We start from the raw sequence: 17,901 nt of genomic DNA, 5'->3' as shown, positions 1-17,901 counted from the left end.
ACCATGTACGCCCCTGATGACCCGACCCGGTACCAAGAGGTACTGGTCAGCCCTATGTATCTGGCTGGTTCCAACGGGACCGGCGAGGCTGGCTTCGTGCCCGTCGCCCACTGGCCTCATCAGTACCTCGATGAGGGCCCCTGCCAGCTCCTCGTAACCTCTCCCGACCAACGGATTCGGATCGGCTGGTTCGGCGACGACTTCGAACTGTGGGAGATCAGCGCAGCCGAGGACGCCTTCTCGGCGCCTCGCTGGACGGCAACGTTCAACCACGTCACCCCGGCCGAGACGGTCGCCGGCCTCACCGCCGCACTGGTCCAGGACTACGACGAAGCCATCGCTTCCGACACCCTCGGCCGCTTCTTGACAGGGCCAACCGTCCCCTGGAGGGACACCGTCCGGCCGCTGACCGATGCAGGCTGGAACCTTGACGGAGCTGCTGAACTCGGCACCGTCGAGATCATCGCTCCTGATGACCAAGCGGGCATCCTTATCGATCGGCGCGGCTACGGCTCCGACCGCAGGACCGTCGAGCTGTGGGCTGGTCCGCCGGGCTGGGGCACTCGTGCCGAAGCGACCTTCACGGCCCGCACCCCATCCCATTTGATCGCCGCAACCGCCGCTGTGATGGCGAAGTCGACCCCGGTGGTCCGCGAACGCCACCAAGTCGACCGGCGTATGCAGCACCTGGTCACTATGACCCCTGTCGCGTTGGCCACGCCGATCGCCGAGGCTCAGGTCTCGCGCGCTCCGACTCCGCTGGACGTACGCCGCACCGCGGTCACCCAGGCCGTACACCGTGCCGCGCGGGCACCACGCACGGCAGCCGACCTCCGGGTGATGGCCGCCCAGAGCCGGATGGACATGACGGCATGGCAGTGCACCCGCCCGTCGGACGCCATGCTCGCTGCCTACGCCACAGATCCGGAACTGGCTAGCATAACGCCTGGTCTTCACCGACCTGGTCCGCCGGACGACGGCAGTCACCACCTCGGGCCTGCTCGCCCGGCAGGAACCTTCGGCCTGAACCGGCTCCTGCATAGGCGATGTCAGGACGACGCGCCGGTCGGTGGGATCCTGGCTCGCGCGTCTCCACGGGACGACGGGAGTCCTTGAACAGGCGGTACAGGTGCAGATGTTGAGACATTATCGCCATGTGGAACCCGCGCGGTCGATCTCTGCGTCACACTGACCGCACGCAGAGATTCCGGCATACGGGGGTGTCGCTGTGCCTGAAGGTACAGGGGAAGTGCACCGGCTGCGGGAGGAAGTCTTCCGCATCCGCCGGGCGGGCGGGGACGCGGACCCGGCCCTGTTGTTTCAACTAGCCTGGGACTGTTGGGCGCACCAGCTCGGCGCCGAGGCAGCCTATCTGGCGCAGTACACAATCCGGCAGGACGCGGTCGACGGCGGCGACCGTGACCGCGGCGTTTACGCCAGGGCGCTGTGGATCGCGGCCCTGACCGTCGACCAGCGGCTCGCGGAAGCGGCGCAAGTTGTCGACGAGGGGGAAGCGCCGCCCCCGGGAAGCGATCCCTTCGCCTGCTTCCAACTACACCTCAACGAGGGTGTGGTGATGGTCGAGTCGAACCGTTACGAAGAGGCACTCGACCGGTTCCGGCTCGCCGACGCGAACGCGCACCACGTCGACAACGACGAACTCCACGGTGTGCTGGAACTGAACCGGGGGGCGGCACTGAACTCCCTGGCCCGCTACGACGAGGCGGTCACAGCGCACTCCCGTGCCCTGGCCTTCCTTCCGACACACCGCCACGCTGACGCGCTGCTCAACCTCGCCAACGCGCTGAAGGGCTCCGGGCGCGCGGCCGAAGCCGAGCAGCGATACCACGAGGCCTTCGAACTGGCCCGCGGCAACCCCCGGGTCCAGGGGAGCGTCCTGAGCAATCTCGCCGCACTCCTCATGGGGCAGAAACGCCTCGACGCAGCAGAGCCGCTGCTGCGCGACGCCCTGGAACTCCGGGCCGAGGCGGGGGACGCCATCGGTCAAGCGCGCTCGCACCAGTTGATGAGCGGGCTGCTCGCCGGGCGTGGGGACTTCCGGGGCGCACTGCACCACGTGGCGCGTTCCCTGGAGCTGAGCCGTGGGGCAGGGGTACCGGACGACCCTGAACTGGTCGACCGCGCCCACGTGTTGGCGGAGCTCCAGCGGCGCCTGGACGCCTCACCCGTGGACGAGGCGGAGATGCTGGTCCAGCGGATGCGCCGGACGAGGAAGGTCTCGGAGCTGGGAGAGCTGCTCGGTTCGGCCTCGCGGGAGGTGCTGGTGGAGGTCGGCTCGGTGCTGGAGCGGGAGCAGCGGCAAGGACCGGGTGGCGGAGCGATCGAGGCGCTGGCCGGGCTGGTCCGACGAGCCCTGGAGCAGGGCACGCAGATGGCGATCGCCGAGTTCACCGCGGAACAGACTCAGCGAAACCGGCAGGTCAAGATCGTCAAGGAGTTCCTCGGCAGCGCTACCTGGCTGGAACGCAAGCGCTACTACGAGTCCGAGCGGAAGACCCTGGAGAGCGAGGAGCTGAGACGGATGCTGCCGAGCCTGGCCCAGCAGCCGGAGCCTCTGTACGTCCCGCCGGAGCAGGGCGAAGCACTGCGGCGACTGGTCGAGGCATGTCGCGACGAGGGCGTGGACATGGGGTTCGCCCGGCTCCCGGCCGAGTACTCCTCGGATCTGATCGACCGGTTTGTGCAGGTGGGGACCTGGCGCGAAAGCCTGGCCCTCCTGCAGGCGCATCCTGCCTACTTGCTCAGCGATGAAGTACTGCGGCTGGTGGAGCAGGGAATGGAAACACCGGACCCGATGCGCCGCAGCCGCCTGCAGACGCACTTGGACGTCCTGCGGCAGTGCCGGGAAGTGGGACCGGAGGCAGCCTGCGCCGCCGCCCCCTGCGGGGCGGACGGACCACTGGGCACCAAACGGGTCACCGTCAGTTGGCACATGGGCCATGCCGAACCGGATTCCGACGAACCGTACCCCGATATGAAGAGGATGGCCGCACAGGCGGCGGCCCACGGTGACGAGGAGTCCGAGCTGCTGGCGCTCGCCTTCCTCGGAAAGGCATATCTGGACCGGACCGACGGCGATCGGCTGCGCAACCTCGAACAGGCGCGCCGGGCCCTGTCACGACTCCTGGAGGTCTCCCGGTCCAAGCTCCTCTCCCTGACCTTTTCCGGCGCGTGCGTCAACCTCGGGACGACACTGCTGGAACTGAGCAGGCTGAAGCCCTTCGACGGGGAGCTTCTGGAACAGGCCAGGGCCGCCTTCCGGGAAGTGCTAGGACCATCGGACATCCGTTTCCCGGCCACGACAGCCCGCTCGGCAGCCCGCGGCATGTACGAGACCCTCGCAGCGCTCGAAGCGGCAGATCCGACGCTGGGCCGCCGCGCGGGGTTCCGGGCCGAGCGCACCAGCAGTTGCCAGGTCGCGATGGACGCCTCGGACGCACTCGTACGATCGGGATCGGTCGAGGACTACCGCGAGGAGTTCGTCAGGATGTTCTGGGCCTGCGAGCAACTGGTGGAGGACCGCTTCGCCCAGCAGCGTGTCGCTGACGCACTGCTCGCTTCCGAGCGCGGCCGAGGACGCGGATTCCTGGCGGAAGTCGGCGGAACGGGCCCGCTGCCCGACTTCGTGCCCGCGGACCTGGCCCGCCGAGAGGAGCAGGCGCGGTCCCGGCTCGCCAGGCTGCGGGAACGCCCCACGCAGGAGGACGTGGACACGCTCATGGCGGAGCAGACTCTGGTGGACATCCACCGAGAACTCGCCCGTATATCTCCCGAGTTGGCCCGCCTGCGCACGGGGGACGCACCGACCCTGGAAGAACTCCTTGAACTCAGGGACTCTCTCGCACCCGGCACGGTGCTCCTGTCCTGGTTCTCGATGCGTGACGCCTGCATCGCCTTCGCCCTCTTCGACGACGGGCAGGTACTGGCTGAGAAGTCACCTCTGTCGTGGGCGGACCTGGAGTCGTACTCCAGGCTGGCCGCGGCAGACATCTGGCGCCGCCCCACCAACCCCGGCCAGCCGCTCTCGCCGGCCTGGGCGAACCTCACCGAGGCCCTGGTGCCACGGGCCTGGTGCCCGCGCCTCGCACAGGCGACCGCCACCGTCCTCGTCCCGCACGGCCTGCTCCACGAGTTGCCGTTGCACGTCCTTCCGGTTGCAGGGCTCGACGGCCGATCGCTGACCGAGATCGCCCCCGTCCACTACCTGCCGGGGCTGGTGCTGGGGCGACGTCTCGGCAACCGCCGTCCCTACGAAGGATCCGCCCTCGTGCTCGCCCACTCCGGGACGGACTCGGCCGAGGAGCAGGACGAGTTCCTCCAGGAGGCCCGCGAGGCCGCGGCACTCCTGAACGCGGAAGCAGGACGCGTCGCCTCTGGAACGGACGCGAGGATCGACCGCATCACGGAACTGGCACCGACCCTGTCCACCCTGCACATCGCGGCGCACGGATTCTTCGACCCGGACGATCCGCTCGGCTCCGGCCTGCTCCTGTCCGACGGCACACAGGAGGGGACCGAAGTACTGTCCGCGCGCACGGTGATCTCCCGGATGCGGCTCAACGGCGCCGTGGTCGTCCTCAGCGGATGTGAGTCCAACCGCCGGGACCTGGGGCCGACCGATGAGGGCGAAGGGCTAGTCCGGGCCTTCCTGGTGGCCGGCGCAAGCCGGGTCGTCGCCAGCCAGTGGAAAGTCGACTCCGCGACAACGCGCCGTCTGATGAGGAGCTACTACTCCCGGGTGCAGCACGGCACCGATGTACCCGGGGCCCTGCAAGGCGCGGCGCTCGAGCTGCGCGCCGCGCCGGATACCTCACACCCCTACTACTGGGGACCGTTCGTAACTGTGGGAGCGTGACAGGCAATGTCCCTGGACGAGATCGGCGCACAGACCGCCTTTCCCGAGTGGCGGCCAGATGCCGTTCACCTCTGGCTGGAACCTGCTGACGAAGGAAGCGGTGTGCGGGGGCCGGCCACGCTGCCCGTCATCACCGGCAGGCCGCAGATCGAGCTGCCCCGCTCGGTGTTCGACTGCATCTCCCTCGACGGTCTGAGCGATCACCCGTCGGTGGATCCAATCGTCAGGGCGCAACTGGACGCGGGCGTCACCTTCCGGCTCCTGCGGTTCCCCTTCTCGCTGCGCCGCCCGGCCGACGGTTGTGTTCGCGAGATCGTCTTCTCCGTACGGCTCGACGGTCAAGAAGGGAGCGGACCACCGCGTGTGCACAGCATCCACCCCGCACGCGAAGAGACGCACGACGAGGTCGCGACCGACGTCGCCCTGCAGCCGCAGCTGACTCTCGGATCGCTCGGACAGGTGGGAGTGGGCCGGGTCGGGCGCACGGTCACAGCGCGGCGCAGCCGCGCGACGGTGGTGGGGCTGTGGGGCGAACTCGGCGCGGACTGGGTGCTGCAGGCGCCGGACCGCTCGGCGGAGGGACTCCACGGCACCTGGGAGTTCCTTTCGGTCGTCCGCTGGGACGGGCCGCCGGGTCCGTTGAGCGCTGTGCTGGCGGTGTCGGCAACGGTGGAGACCTCGCGGAGGCTGTGGACGACCAAGCGGGTGGAGCACGCGTACGGGCCGTTTGAACTCATGGAGAGCCAGGCCATCGTCTGACCCTCGACGTGCAAGACGGAGCGGCGGGCCATGCGGAGCCGACCGCGCTGGAAGTCAGCCAGAGAACGCTTTCGCGTAGGCGCCCGCGCCCTGTGTCACGCCGCTGCGGTTCGTTGCCGCGTCGCCCCAGCACAACAGGAGTTCCACCATGGCCACCACCACCATGCTCGACCGGGCCACAGCGTGATCGTGAACTCCTGGGGCCAGCCCCTCGAAGCACTTGGGGTCCTGGCGGGCCGCCTCCCCAGCGAGGACCCGCTCCTGCGCTGCGCCATGCACACCCGCACGGCCCTGGCCATCACGGGCAACGCGGTAACCGTCCACCAGGACCGTCTTCACGCCCTGTCCCGGCATGGGTACGTGCCTGACTTCTACGAACTCGACCGGATCACCGAAACGGCGGTCAGCCTTCGTGCCGCGCACGCGGAGAGCCGTGCGTACCTCCAGGCGATTCGACGCGTGGTGGAGGCTCGTGAGGCCGCCGCACCCGAGGTTGAGGCGCCGAGGGTTCGGCTGGCACAGGCCGCTGTCGCCCGCTCCGGGCAGACGCGGCACGCCCCGGGGACCGTGCCCGAACCGTCCTCTCCGGCGGCTGTCATCGGGCCGTCGGCACCCACAACCGGCCCCCGACGTTGAACGGTTAGCTCTGAGTCTCGTCGCGGTGGTCCTCTTCTGCGCGGAGGCCCACCGCGTGGGCCAGCTCCTCCATCGTCAGCTCCACGCGCCGGCCTTCGGCGACCCGGCGCTCCACCGTCTCCTCGTCCGGCCACTGATCGGGCTGTGCGCCGACTCCCCACTGGCCGTCGGCGACCATCGCGATGTCGCCTACGGTCCACGGCCGCCCGGCCGCGCGGATCTTGCGCTCCAACCCGGCGCCGTCCCAGTGTCTGCTCGCCTCGGCCATCGCTGTCCCCCTTCTCTCGCCTGCGGCCCGTCACCGCAACCCATGTAGGACAACCACGGTGGCCTGCCCATTCCCCGGTCTCCAGTCACCTGCCGACGACCCCGAGTTCGCCCACGGCAGACGTCCTTGCCGGGAAACGACTACGCACTTCGGCATGCCACATGCCAACGTACGGATGTCGGGAAAACCGCAGGTCAACAAAGGGATCCATCTAACCGTGAGCACCTCTGCCACCCTCCTTCCGGTCGTTGTCCGCCCCACGGCGGACGCTCTCCACTGGCTCTCCGCCGACCACGGTGCGGGCCCGGTGCTCGATCCCCTGGACGCACTCGGGTGGGCAATCGTCGACACCCCCGAGGCCAACGTCCACGCGACCAGCCCCGACGGCTGTGTCTACGTCGGCTGGCTCCCCGAGGACCCGTCGGCCTGGCAGCGCAACATCGTCTGGCACGTCCGGGTGCAGCCCGCCGATGGCGACGCATGGGTCCAGGAGTTCGGTCTCCACACCCCCTCCGAGGCCGTTGCCGGATTCCTCGCCGCCCTGGTCACCAACTCCTCGTGCTGACTGCCGATCAGGCTCCGCTCATACATCCACCGACGGCTCGACGACTCCCCGTCGTCGGGCCGACCAGCCCCGTCAATGTCCACCGTTCACGGAGACTCCCTTGCCCCAGTACCTGACCGTCGGTCACCTGCTCCGCCAGCTCCAGGAACTCGACCCCAACCTGCCGGTCCGTCTCGCCGTCAACCCCGACTTCCCCTTCGCCCACTTCGTGGGGGCCGAGGTCGTCGTCCGCGACGGCAAGGCGTACATCACCGACGACGGCCAGGAGGACTACCTCCCGGTGGGGGCGCGCGACGCCCTCACCTGGGCCTGATCGCTTCCTTACCACCACGGAGGCTTCCCATCTCGTCACTCTCGCGCCCCGCGCCCCGCCTCGCACTGCACACTGTCGCGGCGCGCCCCATGCCGCACGGCGTGCACAGCGCGCTTCTCCAGCGCATCTCCACCCGCCCCGACGGCCCCTTCGACATCACCTGGCTCGCTGCCGAGACTTCCAGACTCCCCCTCGGGCGCATCCGACTGCGCTGGGAGCCCGCATCGCGCAGCGGCTGGGACGTCACGACGTACCTGGGGCTGACCACTGCCGAGGTGCTCCTCGGTTCCTGGCCCGCCGCCCCGGACGACTGGCCGCGCCTGATCCGTCCGACCCTGTACGAGGTGACCGGCCTGTGCGCCGCCCTCTCTTTCGCGACCGACGCCCTCGACCGCTCTAACCGGCTCGCCGGGGTCTGACCGAGGACCGCCGAAGGCCGCCCAACGCCGATCAGGCGGGGGCGGCCTCGTCGTGCGTCCACCCGTTCGTTGCGTACGCTCGACCCGACGAAGGAGGACACCATGGCCGACGACCAGAGGCTCTGGGGATACCCGGAGGTCGCCGCCCACCTGGGTATCAGCGTCGGCGCGACCCGCAGCCGCAAGAGCCGGGGCAGCCTGCCCTCGCCCGACGACGACAGCGTGCCGGACCGTCCCCGCTGGAAGCCGTCCACGTTCCAGAGCTGGAGGCCGGTCGGCCGGGGGTTTCGCAGCGACCTGCACAGCTCCCCCCGGCAGGAGACCACCCCGACCGACTGACCGACTTGGTGCTCGCCCGAAGGCTGCGGGCATGAGGCCCGATGCGCAGATGCCCCCACCGCCGTTCCCTTCGACCGACAACGCCGTACCCGGGTGGATCGTCGGCCGACCATCGAGTCAATCCGCAGCGGCGAAGCCACGGTGGAGGAGGCCATCCTGCGCTCAGAGGTCCGCGGCTGGTTCGAGGGCCATGTCCAGGGCGAGGAACGAATGCCCGGAATGTCACTTCCGAGGCGGGCTACCGAAGGACAGCGCACGCGGCTGACCACACCTGCACCCGAGGGGCGCCCCTGATACGTGGGTGGCGCCCCTCGGCGTTCCGTCTGTTGCTTTCCTATACCAGTGGAGACCACTTATCCCGTTTGTGCCGCATTCCCCACCCTTGAGGCCGGGAAGTCTGACTCCGGCTGCCGAGTGCGACGGGTACAGCCAGACCGGTTCGTTCCTCCGATACGGCTGCTGTGGAAGTGGATCCCTGGAAGAGTGATCCTATGGGGGGTTCTCCGACAAAGGCATGGGCGCAGTTCAAGGCCCGAATAGAAGCTCTGGGCGGTGAAGTGCTGGAGCCGAAGTGGCTCGGCAGCGCGGTAAGGCACCAGACTCGCTGCCCGAAGGGGCACGAGACGACAACGATTCCGAACGCCGTGCAACGAGGCCAGGGTATGTGCCGACCTTGCTCCGGTAGCGATCCGGCTACGGCGTGGGCAGCCTTCAAAGCTCGGGTGGAAGAGCTCGGCGGGACAGTCGTCGAGACCGAGTGGCTGGGGAAGGACAACCGTCACCGGGTGATTTGCAGGAACGGCCACCCCAGCAAGCCCCGGCCCGGATACGTGCGCAGTGGTGGGGGCATCTGTTCGGTGTGCTCCGGGAATGATCCGGCCACAGCATGGGCAGCGTTCAAGGCCCGGGTGGAAGACCTCGGTGGGACCGTCCTCGAAACGAAGTGGCTGGGGAAGGCAGCACAGCACCGCGTCATCTGTAAGAACGGCCACCCCTTCACACCCACGCCGAACAACATGCGCAGCGGCACCGGCCGATGCCTTAAGTGTGTCGGCATTGATCCCGTCGCATGTTGGGCGTGGTTCAAGGCGCGGGTGGAAGAACTCGGCGGGACCGTCCTCGAGCCGGAGTGGCGGGGGGACGGAGTTGAGCATCGACTGATCTGCCGTGCTGGCCACCAGGTCAAGACCATCCCCAGCGGTGTCAAGCAGGGGCAGGGCATCTGCCGACGATGCGCCGGCAAGGTGTGGGACGTGTTCTACGTCGTACAGGACGTGGAACGTGTGAAGTTCGGAATCACCTCCGGTGAGCCTCGCCCCCGTCTGCGAGCCCACGCCGCAGACGGGTACACGACGCAGGTGCTTGTCGCCCCTGACCTTCCCGGCGACTTCGCACCCAACTTGGAAACGTTCATACGCTTCGCCCTCGCCGACGAGGGTGTGAAGCCAGTGCGAGGACGGGAGTACTTCCCGATCTCCGCCACTCCGCTGATCCTCTCTATCGTCGAACAGCGACTCGGCGAAATCGGGCGCTGACAAATGCCGCAGGGATCGGCTTGCAGGGGCGAGCGCTCGGCCCTCGTCCACCACCGCGGTGAAGGCCCGGGGTTGGTGCGGACGCCACCTGCACGACGGCATTCTGGCCACTGCAGCCAGTCCCGAATCCCTGGCAGCACTACTGTGGGCTGTCGACCCTGGTCTGGGCGTTGGTAGTTACTCCAGGTAGATGCCGACGAAGACGCCGTCAAACCCGAGCGCGGCCAAGCCCGCCTCGACACTCGGGTAGGTCGTCCCGTGCGGGCCGCCGACCAGGGCGTCGAAGTCGGCGCGGCTGATCTCGGGCTCGAGCCACTGGTTGCCGCACCGGCAGCGGACCCAGACGTTGCGGCCGTGGTTGATGAGCAGCCAGTCGCGTCGGGCACGGCAGGCGGAGCACATCACGGGGATGCCCCCGAGAGCGAGTTCGCGTGAGTGGCCGACGCAGCGAATCGCCCCGGGTCCGTCGGCCGGCCGCGTCTCGGCCTGGAGCTGCAGCAGGGGGTCAGTACCAGTGGGGAGGACGGGCAGCGCGGGTGCCGGCCCGGTGGTGCGGGTGGTGGTTCTGAGCACGAGCGTCATCTCCCGGTCGTCGGTCCTGTCTTCATCCGTAACAGCCGGTGGAACCGGCTGTCCATATATTTCGCAGCGTCCGCTCGGTCGGTGGTCGACTACCGGTTCGACCTGGTCAGCGACGTGACGAGCGGCGATTGGGGTCTTGAACAGTCCCGAGCGGCGCGGCTGCCGTCGCGTTTCGTTCACTGGTGCGGCTGCTCGACGTGTTGGCATGGCGGGTGGCGGCCTGCGGACGACGGGCAGCGTCACCCGGGTGTGCCGGGAGCTGGGCGATGCGCCGCAGGCGCCAGACCAGGACGTCGCTCACGTCATCGGCGCTGTCGAGTTCGCGCATGTCGATGGCCTGGCGCAGGAGGGCTTCGGAGTCGTGGCCCACCCGCTCGGCCTGGGCGAGGGTGGCGACCAAGGCGTCGGTCCTCTTCGCCATGCCGCCTGCCCGTACGACCTCGTCCGGCACGACGGCGCGAAGGGTGGCTTCGTGCGTGCGGCGCTGGGCTTCTGGAAGGGCCCGACCTTGGTCGTGCAGCACTCGCATCGGGGTGGCGGCGGCCTGCCGGTAGGCGGTGCGCAGGTGCGCGGCGGCTTGTCGGGAGGCGTGGGCCTGCTGGGCGTGTCCGCGGGCGGAGTGCCAGCGGGCGGCGGCGAGGGTGACCAGGACGAGGGTGGAGACGAGCATGGCGGTGGTGCCGCCGTCCTCGCCTCGGCCGAGCGCCCCGCCGGCCTGGACGATGCCCCGGGCGGCTGAGCGGAGGGCCCGGGTGTCGGCGCGTTCGGCGCGGACATGGCTGCGGGTCGCCCGCTCGAAGGCGCGAGCTGCGGCGGCCAGCTCGGCGCGGGTGGTGGCCGGTGAGGTCTGGGCCACCGCGTCGAGGAGTTCGCCGACGCCGACGAGCTGGGCGGCGGCCTCGCCGTCCTCGTCGCGTTCCAGGAGCGTGGCCGAGCGCTCGGCGATGACGGTGGCGTTGCGTCGTTGACGGGCGGGCGGTGACCAGTTCGTCCGGTCAGCGGCGACCGCGGGCGTGCTCGGCTCGGCGGCCCCGTCGGTGAGGCGTAGGCGGATCTTCGGCAGGGAGAGGTCGGGGGCCAGTTTGGAGCCGGAGTACCAGACCGGGTCTCCGTCGCGGTTGCGGTCGCCGGGCAGGGCCACGTTGTAGCCGAGCGTGTCACCGGACGGAGCGTGCCGCAGTTTCACCCGCACCCCCGCCTCGCGGAGCCGCGTGAAGAACTCCTCCTCCGAGTCCGCTCCCGCCACGGCTCGACGAACGGCCTCACGGAGCGTCTCGCGCGAGGTCTCCGGGCGGTCGGTGCGCTCGGCCTTGAACTTCTCGGCGCTGCTGGGATTCTTCGCTGCGGTTCCGTCGCCGGCGTTCAGGCGCCGCAGGCCCATCTCCTTCTCGATGCGGCGGCATTCGGCCTGGGCCTTGTTGAAGTCGTAGTTCAGGCGTGGGTTGCGCAGGTCGCCGCGTACGAGGGTGGCGACGATGTGGATGTGGTCCTCCGCGTGGCAGACGGCGATCCACCGGCAGCCGTCGGGGTCTCCGGCCGGGGCGATGCCGGTGGCGTGGACGATGCGCTGGGCGACGGCGTTCCACTCCTCGTCGTCCAGCCGCCGGTCTCCGGGGGCGGTGCGGACCGAGCAGTGCCAGACGTGCTTGGCGGGCGCGCGGTCGCCGGCCTGCTTGACCCGCAGGTCCAGGGCGGCGGTGAGCCGGGCGAGGGTGACCTTCGGGTCGGGGTCGAGGCCGGTGTCGCGGCCGGGGTCGGGGGCGAAGCCGTCCCAGGAGCCGACGAGGTGCGCGTCGGTGTGCTCCTCGCGCCGTCCGGGGCCGTACAGGTAGACGAGGAGGCCATGGGTGCGGGAGCCGCGTCCGATGTCGGGAACCATCACAGCCGCCGGGTCACCAGGTCGTTCGCCGCGTCATCGACGCGGGCGAGAAGTCCGGTAAGTGCGCCCAGCGCTTGTTCGAGTTCACCGGCGCGCGGGTGGCCACCGCTGTTGAGGACGAAGGCGATCTGGTTGATGTTGTTGCCGATCCGGGCCAGCGCGGTGCGCAGGGCGGCGAGTTCGTCGATGGCGGTGTCGAGCTGGTCGTTGCTGTGCACGGCGGCGTGTCCGCGGGCGGCGCTCAGGCCGGCGGTGGCGAGGAAGCGGGCGACGGTGACGCCGCGCTGGGTGGCGGCGTCGGTGATCTCGGCTTTCTCGGTGTCGGAGAGGCGGGTGGTCGTCTTGCGGGCGCGTTCGCTCGGGTTGCGGCTGCGGCGGCGCGGGGTGCGGTCGGGGAAGGCGGGCGTGCTCGGGCTCGGCTGCTCGCGGTGGTCGTCGTGGTCGGCGTCTCCCCCGGTGGCCGGCGCCCCCTGGTGCTGGTTGCCCGGCTGGTCTCCGTGCGCCCTCGCTCGGGGACCAGCCGGGCTTCCCCCGCCATCCTGGGCGGGGGCAAGTGCGTACGACGGGCCGTAGGACCGTCGTACGCGATAGCTTGCTCCGCCAGGAGCCGTCGTGGGGTCACGCTGCTGTCCGGCCGTGGTGGCCACCGGGTCGTTGGCGGTCACCGGCTCGTCTCCGGGTTCTGCTGGCGGATTTCGCGGACGAGTTCCTCGATCCAGTCCATGGCCAGGACCGGGTGGTGCAGGGTCCAAGGGCGACTGTGCGGGGTTCGTTGCACGGTCCAGGTGTTGTCGGGGGCGGATTGGGCGCGGTGGAGGTGGCCGCGCTGGTGCAGGACAGTCAGCCAGGAATCGACCTCGGCAGGTGTGGCCGGGTGAGTGCGCATGAGGTGCTCTCCGCTTCGCTTCGGAAGGATGTGAGGCGCGTGTCCGGGGGCGGGTGACCGGCCGGAGTGTCCGGCTGGGTCACCCGCTTCGTGCTGTCCGGTCAGTTCCGGGCGGAGGTGACCGACTGTCCGTGCTGTTTGCGGAGCTGGACCATCAGGGCGGTCAGCGTGTCGCTGGACAGCGGGATCTGCTGACCGCGGATCGCCTGGGCGACCACCTTGCGGGTCAGCTTGTCCTCGGCCCTGACCGCTGACCGGGCGATCTCCAGCAGCTCCTCGGTGTCCGGGTCCGGCCGCCGGTTACCGGTTGTCCGGGTGTCCGGGTCAGTGACCGCTGGCGGAGTGACCGGCCGGAGGCTGTCCTGGTGACCGGTGACCGGCTTGGTGTCTGCCGGGCGGGCAGTGACCGACGGCGCGGTGTCCGACTGTCCGGGCAGGTCAGCGGGCTCGTGCGGCTGATCGGGGTGGCCGGTGACCGGGCTGCTGCTGTCCGCCGGGGCACTGTCCCCGGTCAGTGACCGAGGACTTGGGGTCTGCTTGTCCAGGGACAGTCGCGGCCGGTCGGTCAGGGCAGTGACCGGCTGACCGGCACTGACCTGACTGGCCTGCGGCTGCGGCTGACCGGGCCGGTCAGTCCGGGTGACCGCGATGCCCTCGGGTCGGTCGGCCTGACCGAGGTGACCGGGCTGTCCGAGGTCATCGCGGTCACTTCGGTCACTGTCCTTGACCGGCCCCCGGGCGATGAGGATGTAGAGGTGGACCGCTCCGGCCAGCGCGAGCGGGGCGATGGTGGACAGCACCGCGACCACCATGTCCCCGAGGCGGAGCCCGGTGTCCGAGACCGCTTCCTCGTTGAGTCGCACCGCGTGGAGCGCGTTGGCCCAGATGCTGGCGGCGGTGGCCGTGCCGAAGAGCGTCCAGACGTAGAGCCGGGCCCGCAGGGGTGCGTCGCGCAGGACCAGGAGGGCCCGGATGCCGTAGGCGATGAACCCGTCGATCACCAGCGGGAAGAGGTAGGTCAGGAAACCGCGGACGTGGATGGCGGCGGCCATCTGCTGGAGGGCGTCGTAGGACAGGGCGCATCCTGCGCCGCCCAGGGCGATGACGACTGCTCGGTCCCAGCCGGTGATGTGTGCCGGCTTGGGCGCGCTCGCGGTGTTCACGCTGCCGTACCGAAGTCGTCGCGGCCCAGGCGTTGGCCGTCGGCCTCCGGAGTCAGGGTGGTCTTCGTGGTCTGCTCCAGGTCTCGGTTGCGCAGGGCTCGGCGGGTTTCGCGGTACAGCTTCTGGGCGTGCTCCTCGGTGATCTTCAGGAGCCAGGCCAGGCGCTGTTCGGTGATGCCGTGGCGGTACGCGGCGTGGACGACTGCGCGCCGCTCGGACTTGGTGAGGTGGACGTCGCGCCCGGCGACGGTGGCGTTGACGCGGCTGTAGTCCAGGCGGTTCGCGAGCTTCTCGTGCAGCGGTCCTCGCTCCTCCTCGGTCATACCGCCCCGGATGCCGTGGGTGTCGCCGCTTTCGAGGGCGGCATCCAGGCAGGTGCGGCGGACCGGGCACTGGCCGCACAGCGACTTCGCGGCGGCGATCTTGTCGGTCTCGTCGGGCTCCGGGAAGAAGGTTTCGGGGTCCACCGGGTTGTACTCGGTGCTCTGGCAGACGGCCTGGTCCTGCCAGGTGTGGTCGCCGAGCGGCCGGTGGCGGGCAGGGCTGATCGTCGTGGTGGTCATGCGGGTTACTCCGATCGCTCTCCGCGCGCAGGGGCGTCGGCGGAGGGTTGTGCTGGGTCGGGAGGTGCATGGGGCAGCGCACTGGGGGCGCGGCCCGGCGGCCTGCGGCAGGTCAGGCGGCGGTGCGGAGGCGTCTGCGGTCGACCGGCTCGAACTCGACGCGGGTGGTCATCTGCGCGAGCCGGGAGGTGACGCGGTCGCCGAGGTAGGCCCGGAGGTCCTTGATCGCCAGGTTGGTGGTGATCAGCGTCGGGAGCATGTGGTTGTACCGGCGGTTGATGAGCCGGTACGTCACTTCCTCGACCCACTCGGATGCCTTGGCTGCGCCGAGGTCGTCGATGATCAGCAGGGGGCAGCGGCTGACGGCCGCCAGCTCCCGCTCGCTGTCTACCCCGGGCCGGGGGCGCAGGTCGGCGTACAGGTCGGCGGCGGTGGTCGCGTGCCAGCGCACGCCGACCCCGCTCTGCACCAGTCGCCGGACCGCGCCGTACGCCTGGTGCGTCTTGCCCGCGCCGACGACCCCGGCCATCAGCAGGCTGGGTCCGGTAGTGACCTGCCGCCGGGCTCCCCGGCTGGGGGCGACGGCCGCCTCGGCGACCTCCCGGACCCAGGCCAGGACCTGGGGGTGGTCGGCGACCGCGCCCTGGTAGCGCGGGGGCATGCCGGCGTCCAGCGGGGAGAAGGGCTCGGGCTCGTCGGCCAGGGCGGCGACGGCGGCGGGGTCGATGTTGCGGGCGGCCAGGATGCGGGCCATCCGGTCCAGGGTGCCGGCGCCGCCGAGGGTCTGCGGGTCGCGGGTGTGGGTGCGCATCACAGCTCCTCGGCGTAGGCGGCGGCAGCGTTGATCGGGTTGGTCCACGCCTGGTGAGCGGGCACGCTAGGCCGGATTCCCGGCCGCGCCAAACCGCCGGAGCGTGCGTTCATGGCTTCGTTGACCATGCTGGTCAGCACGCTCGGGTGCTTGGGGTTGGCTGCGAAGTTCTGGAGCCCGGCCCGGATGTGCTCCTGGGCGATGCCCTCGCCCAGGAGCTTCTTGGTGATCCGTCCGAGGTGTCCGACCACGTCGCTGGGCGGGCGCTCGTCGCAGGCAGCGATGTACTCGCCGACGAGCTGGTTGGCCGAGACGGTGGCTGCGGGCGCTGTGCGCCCCGTAGGGAAAGAAGATCCAGGATCCAAGATCCTAGATCCAGGCGCCGAGCCCTCTCCGAGGTTTCGGGGAAGGTTCGGGAAGCCCTCGGCGAATGCGTCCTGACCTGCGCTTTCCGTATCCGCGTGGCTAGGGGTGCCGGCCATGCCATCGAAGGCGTCCTGCTGGGCGGTGGGAGCACCGCCTACGTTGCCGGGAGGCGACGCAGCGGGCTGCGCGGGCAGATCGAGGACTCGGGGAGCGTTCGGCGAAGCCTCGGCGAGCCCTCGGGTAAGGGTGGGCGACTCCTCACTTCGCTTGGTGCAGGTGCCCTTGCAGGGAGCGCACCGGTCGGCCGCCTGGTGCTGAGAGCAGGCGGGTAGGCGGGACTGGCTCGGCTTGTCGATCTTCTGGTGCTCGGACCAGGTCACGATGTGCAGGTAGCGACGGCCGTCGCAGCCGGAGTATCGGCAGATCAGGCCAGCGTTCGCGAGCTGCTGGAGGTCGTCCTCGACGTGGACCGAGGAGTGCTCGGCCCGCAGCGGCCAGAGCAGTCCGGCGATGATCGCGGCGTTGTCACGGTGGCGGCCGTGGTCGTCGGCCTGGGTGAGCAGTCCGAAGAAGGTCCGCTCGGCCTCGACGCTCACTTCGGCGAGCGACTCGGAGACGAACGCCTCCGGCTTGATGGTTCGTATCCGCGCCATGTCAGCGGCCCCGACCGGCGACGATCAGGTCGCTGCGGGTGAGGGTCGAGTCGGCGAGGTCGAAGGTGTGCGGGCGGGCCCAGTCCGCCTCCGGCCAGACCCGCAGGATCCACCGGGCTGCGACCCTAGCGGTGGTCCGGCCCAGCTCCAGCGTCTCCCCGGCCTCGTCCTTGACAACGGCATGCGGGTGGGGCCACGCGTGCTTCGGGTCGTTGAGGCTGACTCGGATGGCAGTCGCGCCGGTGATCATGTCAACGAGTTGTCGCGCCAAGCGCGGCTCGGGTTCCATGACGACCGGCGGAGTAGTCGCCCTCTCCTCGTTGGACAGCGGCATGCAATACTCCCTTGCTTGGACGGTGATGCGGTCGTTCTCGTGCAAAAGCCCGGCCGCTCGCCGTTGTGTGAATCCGCCCCTTTCGGGGCTCGCGGCGCCTGGGAGTCACTAGCTCCTGGGCGCCGTTCCTCGTCTCTGTCTGCTGGTACGCAGAGCTTGTGGGTGGCCCACCCGTCTTGAGTCGTCCTACCCCTCACCATCTTGTTTCCATGAGTCGATGACCGTGCGACGACACTAGACCAGCAAATATGATCAACGTCAACCAGGGAAAATGGGATGCCTGCGGTATCGTTCTCACCAGTCGTACTGGACGAGCCACGAACAGAAGAGGAGGCATGGTGAGCGACGGACCCCCCGCAGGGAGGCGCACCCTCGCCAGCAAGCTCGACTACCTGTTCGAAACGGTGCGCCCTCGCGGTCGAGCCCCCTACACCTACGAAGAGGTTGCAACCGAGATCGCCAAACGGGGCGGCCCCACGGTCTCCGCCAGCTACATCTGGAGCCTGCGGACCGGCAAGAAGGACAATCCGACCATGCGCCACCTGGAAGCCCTCGCGGACTTCTTCGGCGTACCTCCCTCGTACTTCTTCTCCGCCGAAGACTCGGAACGCATCGAGTCCGAACTGGCGCTCCTCACCGCATTCCGCGATGCCGAGGTTCGGGGCGTGGCCCTGAGATCCTCAGGGCTCTCAACGGAGACCCTTCAGACGATCCTCGGTTTTGTAGAGAGAGCGCGAGCCCTGGAGGGGCTCAGCGACGAGGATTGAGGAAGCCCGGGGAAGGCCCCGCCGAATTCCTCACGTGACATTCGCCACCGCTTCAATCCGCAACTCGCGCCCGATCACCGCGACCACCTCTTCCTGCGTTCCGCGTAATTCGGGGGTTCTGGAGTCCGTCCCAGGCTGAAGGTGCAGGTCAGTGGGTTGGAGGCTGGTGACATGGACAGATTCGCCT

At 69.5% G+C, this 17,901-nt stretch carries 19 protein-coding genes and 1 pseudogene; 9 read left to right on the top strand and 11 right to left on the bottom strand.

Going from position 1 to position 17,901, the window contains the following annotated elements; genetic code table 11:
* Positions 1-3: 3 nt before the first annotated feature.
* From ACIBB8_RS25885 to ACIBB8_RS25875, 3 genes and pseudogenes are all read left to right on the top strand, one after another.
* Positions 4-858: pseudogene (locus ACIBB8_RS25885) on the top strand (DUF317 domain-containing protein); the annotation flags it as partial.
* A gap of 370 nt (positions 859-1,228) precedes the next feature.
* Positions 1,229-4,876, top strand: a complete 3,648-nt coding sequence (locus ACIBB8_RS25880; RefSeq protein WP_398955948.1) for a CHAT domain-containing protein — start codon at positions 1,229-1,231, stop codon at positions 4,874-4,876.
* Positions 4,877-4,882: 6 nt separating this feature from the next.
* Complete coding sequence (locus tag ACIBB8_RS25875) at positions 4,883-5,635, top strand: hypothetical protein (protein WP_398955946.1); 753 nt, start codon at positions 4,883-4,885, stop codon at positions 5,633-5,635.
* Positions 5,636-5,689: 54 nt separating this feature from the next.
* On the opposite strand, the gene ACIBB8_RS25870 is transcribed toward ACIBB8_RS25875, so the two are convergent.
* The gene (locus ACIBB8_RS25870; protein ID WP_398955944.1) at positions 5,690-6,058 is read right to left on the bottom strand and encodes a hypothetical protein; all 369 of its coding nucleotides are present in this window, start codon (positions 6,056-6,058) and stop codon (positions 5,690-5,692) included.
* Positions 6,059-6,275: 217 nt separating this feature from the next.
* Positions 6,276-6,539: a hypothetical protein gene (locus ACIBB8_RS25865; RefSeq protein WP_398955942.1), complete on the bottom strand. Its 264-nt coding sequence runs from the start codon at positions 6,537-6,539 to the stop codon at positions 6,276-6,278.
* A 217-nt stretch (positions 6,540-6,756) separates the two neighbouring features.
* Here ACIBB8_RS25865 and ACIBB8_RS25860 point away from each other — a divergent pair, with 217 nt between their 5' ends.
* From ACIBB8_RS25860 to ACIBB8_RS25840, 5 genes are all read left to right on the top strand, one after another.
* The gene (locus ACIBB8_RS25860; protein WP_398955940.1) at positions 6,757-7,104 is read left to right on the top strand and encodes a DUF317 domain-containing protein; all 348 of its coding nucleotides are present in this window, start codon (positions 6,757-6,759) and stop codon (positions 7,102-7,104) included.
* 100 nt (positions 7,105-7,204) lie between these two features.
* Positions 7,205-7,417, top strand: a complete 213-nt coding sequence (locus tag ACIBB8_RS25855) for a hypothetical protein (protein ID WP_398955938.1) — start codon at positions 7,205-7,207, stop codon at positions 7,415-7,417.
* A gap of 101 nt (positions 7,418-7,518) precedes the next feature.
* Entirely contained in the window at positions 7,519-7,836 is a 318-nt protein-coding gene (locus tag ACIBB8_RS25850; RefSeq protein WP_398955936.1) for an esterase, read from the top strand.
* Positions 7,837-7,938: 102 nt separating this feature from the next.
* A complete protein-coding gene (locus tag ACIBB8_RS25845) occupies positions 7,939-8,175 on the top strand; it encodes a MarR family transcriptional regulator (RefSeq protein ID WP_398955934.1) in 237 nt (78 codons plus the stop codon).
* A gap of 722 nt (positions 8,176-8,897) precedes the next feature.
* Positions 8,898-9,710, top strand: a complete 813-nt coding sequence (locus ACIBB8_RS25840) for a hypothetical protein (RefSeq protein ID WP_398955932.1) — start codon at positions 8,898-8,900, stop codon at positions 9,708-9,710.
* Between the two features lie 177 nt (positions 9,711-9,887).
* On the opposite strand, the gene ACIBB8_RS25835 is transcribed toward ACIBB8_RS25840, so the two are convergent.
* From ACIBB8_RS25835 to ACIBB8_RS25795, 9 genes are all read right to left on the bottom strand, one after another.
* A complete protein-coding gene (locus ACIBB8_RS25835) occupies positions 9,888-10,292 on the bottom strand; it encodes a hypothetical protein (RefSeq protein WP_398955930.1) in 405 nt (134 codons plus the stop codon).
* 106 nt (positions 10,293-10,398) lie between these two features.
* A complete protein-coding gene (locus ACIBB8_RS25830) occupies positions 10,399-12,171 on the bottom strand; it encodes a relaxase/mobilization nuclease domain-containing protein (RefSeq protein ID WP_398955928.1) in 1,773 nt (590 codons plus the stop codon).
* Positions 12,171-12,836 carry a plasmid mobilization protein gene (locus ACIBB8_RS25825; RefSeq protein WP_398955926.1) on the bottom strand — a complete coding sequence of 222 codons (666 nt, stop codon included), beginning with the start codon at positions 12,834-12,836 and terminating at the stop codon, positions 12,171-12,173. The genes ACIBB8_RS25830 and ACIBB8_RS25825 overlap by 1 nt, the downstream gene beginning before the upstream one ends.
* Positions 12,833-13,057: a hypothetical protein gene (locus ACIBB8_RS25820; RefSeq protein ID WP_398955924.1), complete on the bottom strand. Its 225-nt coding sequence runs from the start codon at positions 13,055-13,057 to the stop codon at positions 12,833-12,835. Before ACIBB8_RS25820 ends, ACIBB8_RS25825 begins: the two co-directional genes overlap by 4 nt.
* A 101-nt stretch (positions 13,058-13,158) precedes the next feature.
* Entirely contained in the window at positions 13,159-14,220 is a 1,062-nt protein-coding gene (locus tag ACIBB8_RS25815; RefSeq protein WP_398955922.1) for a DUF2637 domain-containing protein, read from the bottom strand.
* On the bottom strand, positions 14,217-14,783 hold the full coding sequence (locus tag ACIBB8_RS25810; RefSeq protein ID WP_398955920.1) for a WhiB family transcriptional regulator: 567 nt from the start codon (positions 14,781-14,783) through the stop codon (positions 14,217-14,219). The genes ACIBB8_RS25815 and ACIBB8_RS25810 overlap by 4 nt, the downstream gene beginning before the upstream one ends.
* Positions 14,784-14,895: 112 nt before the next feature.
* Complete coding sequence (locus ACIBB8_RS25805; RefSeq protein ID WP_398955918.1) at positions 14,896-15,594, bottom strand: ATP-binding protein; 699 nt, start codon at positions 15,592-15,594, stop codon at positions 14,896-14,898.
* Positions 15,594-16,613 (bottom strand): hypothetical protein, encoded by a 1,020-nt coding sequence (locus ACIBB8_RS25800; protein ID WP_398955916.1) that lies wholly within the window; start codon positions 16,611-16,613, stop codon positions 15,594-15,596. The genes ACIBB8_RS25805 and ACIBB8_RS25800 overlap by 1 nt, the downstream gene beginning before the upstream one ends.
* Position 16,614: 1 nt before the next feature.
* Positions 16,615-16,947, bottom strand: coding sequence for a transcriptional regulator (locus ACIBB8_RS25795; protein ID WP_398955914.1), 333 nt, complete (start codon positions 16,945-16,947; stop codon positions 16,615-16,617).
* A gap of 338 nt (positions 16,948-17,285) precedes the next feature.
* On the opposite strand from ACIBB8_RS25795, the gene ACIBB8_RS25790 reads away from it, so the two are divergent.
* Positions 17,286-17,714: a helix-turn-helix domain-containing protein gene (locus tag ACIBB8_RS25790; RefSeq protein ID WP_398955912.1), complete on the top strand. Its 429-nt coding sequence runs from the start codon at positions 17,286-17,288 to the stop codon at positions 17,712-17,714.
* The last annotated feature ends 187 nt before the right edge of the window (positions 17,715-17,901 follow it).

The sequence above is a fragment of the Streptomyces sp. NPDC051286 genome (assembly GCF_044455345.1).
Taxonomy (GTDB): Bacteria; Actinomycetota; Actinomycetes; order Streptomycetales; family Streptomycetaceae; genus Streptomyces.
This window is presented reverse-complemented; position numbering and strand designations above follow the sequence as displayed.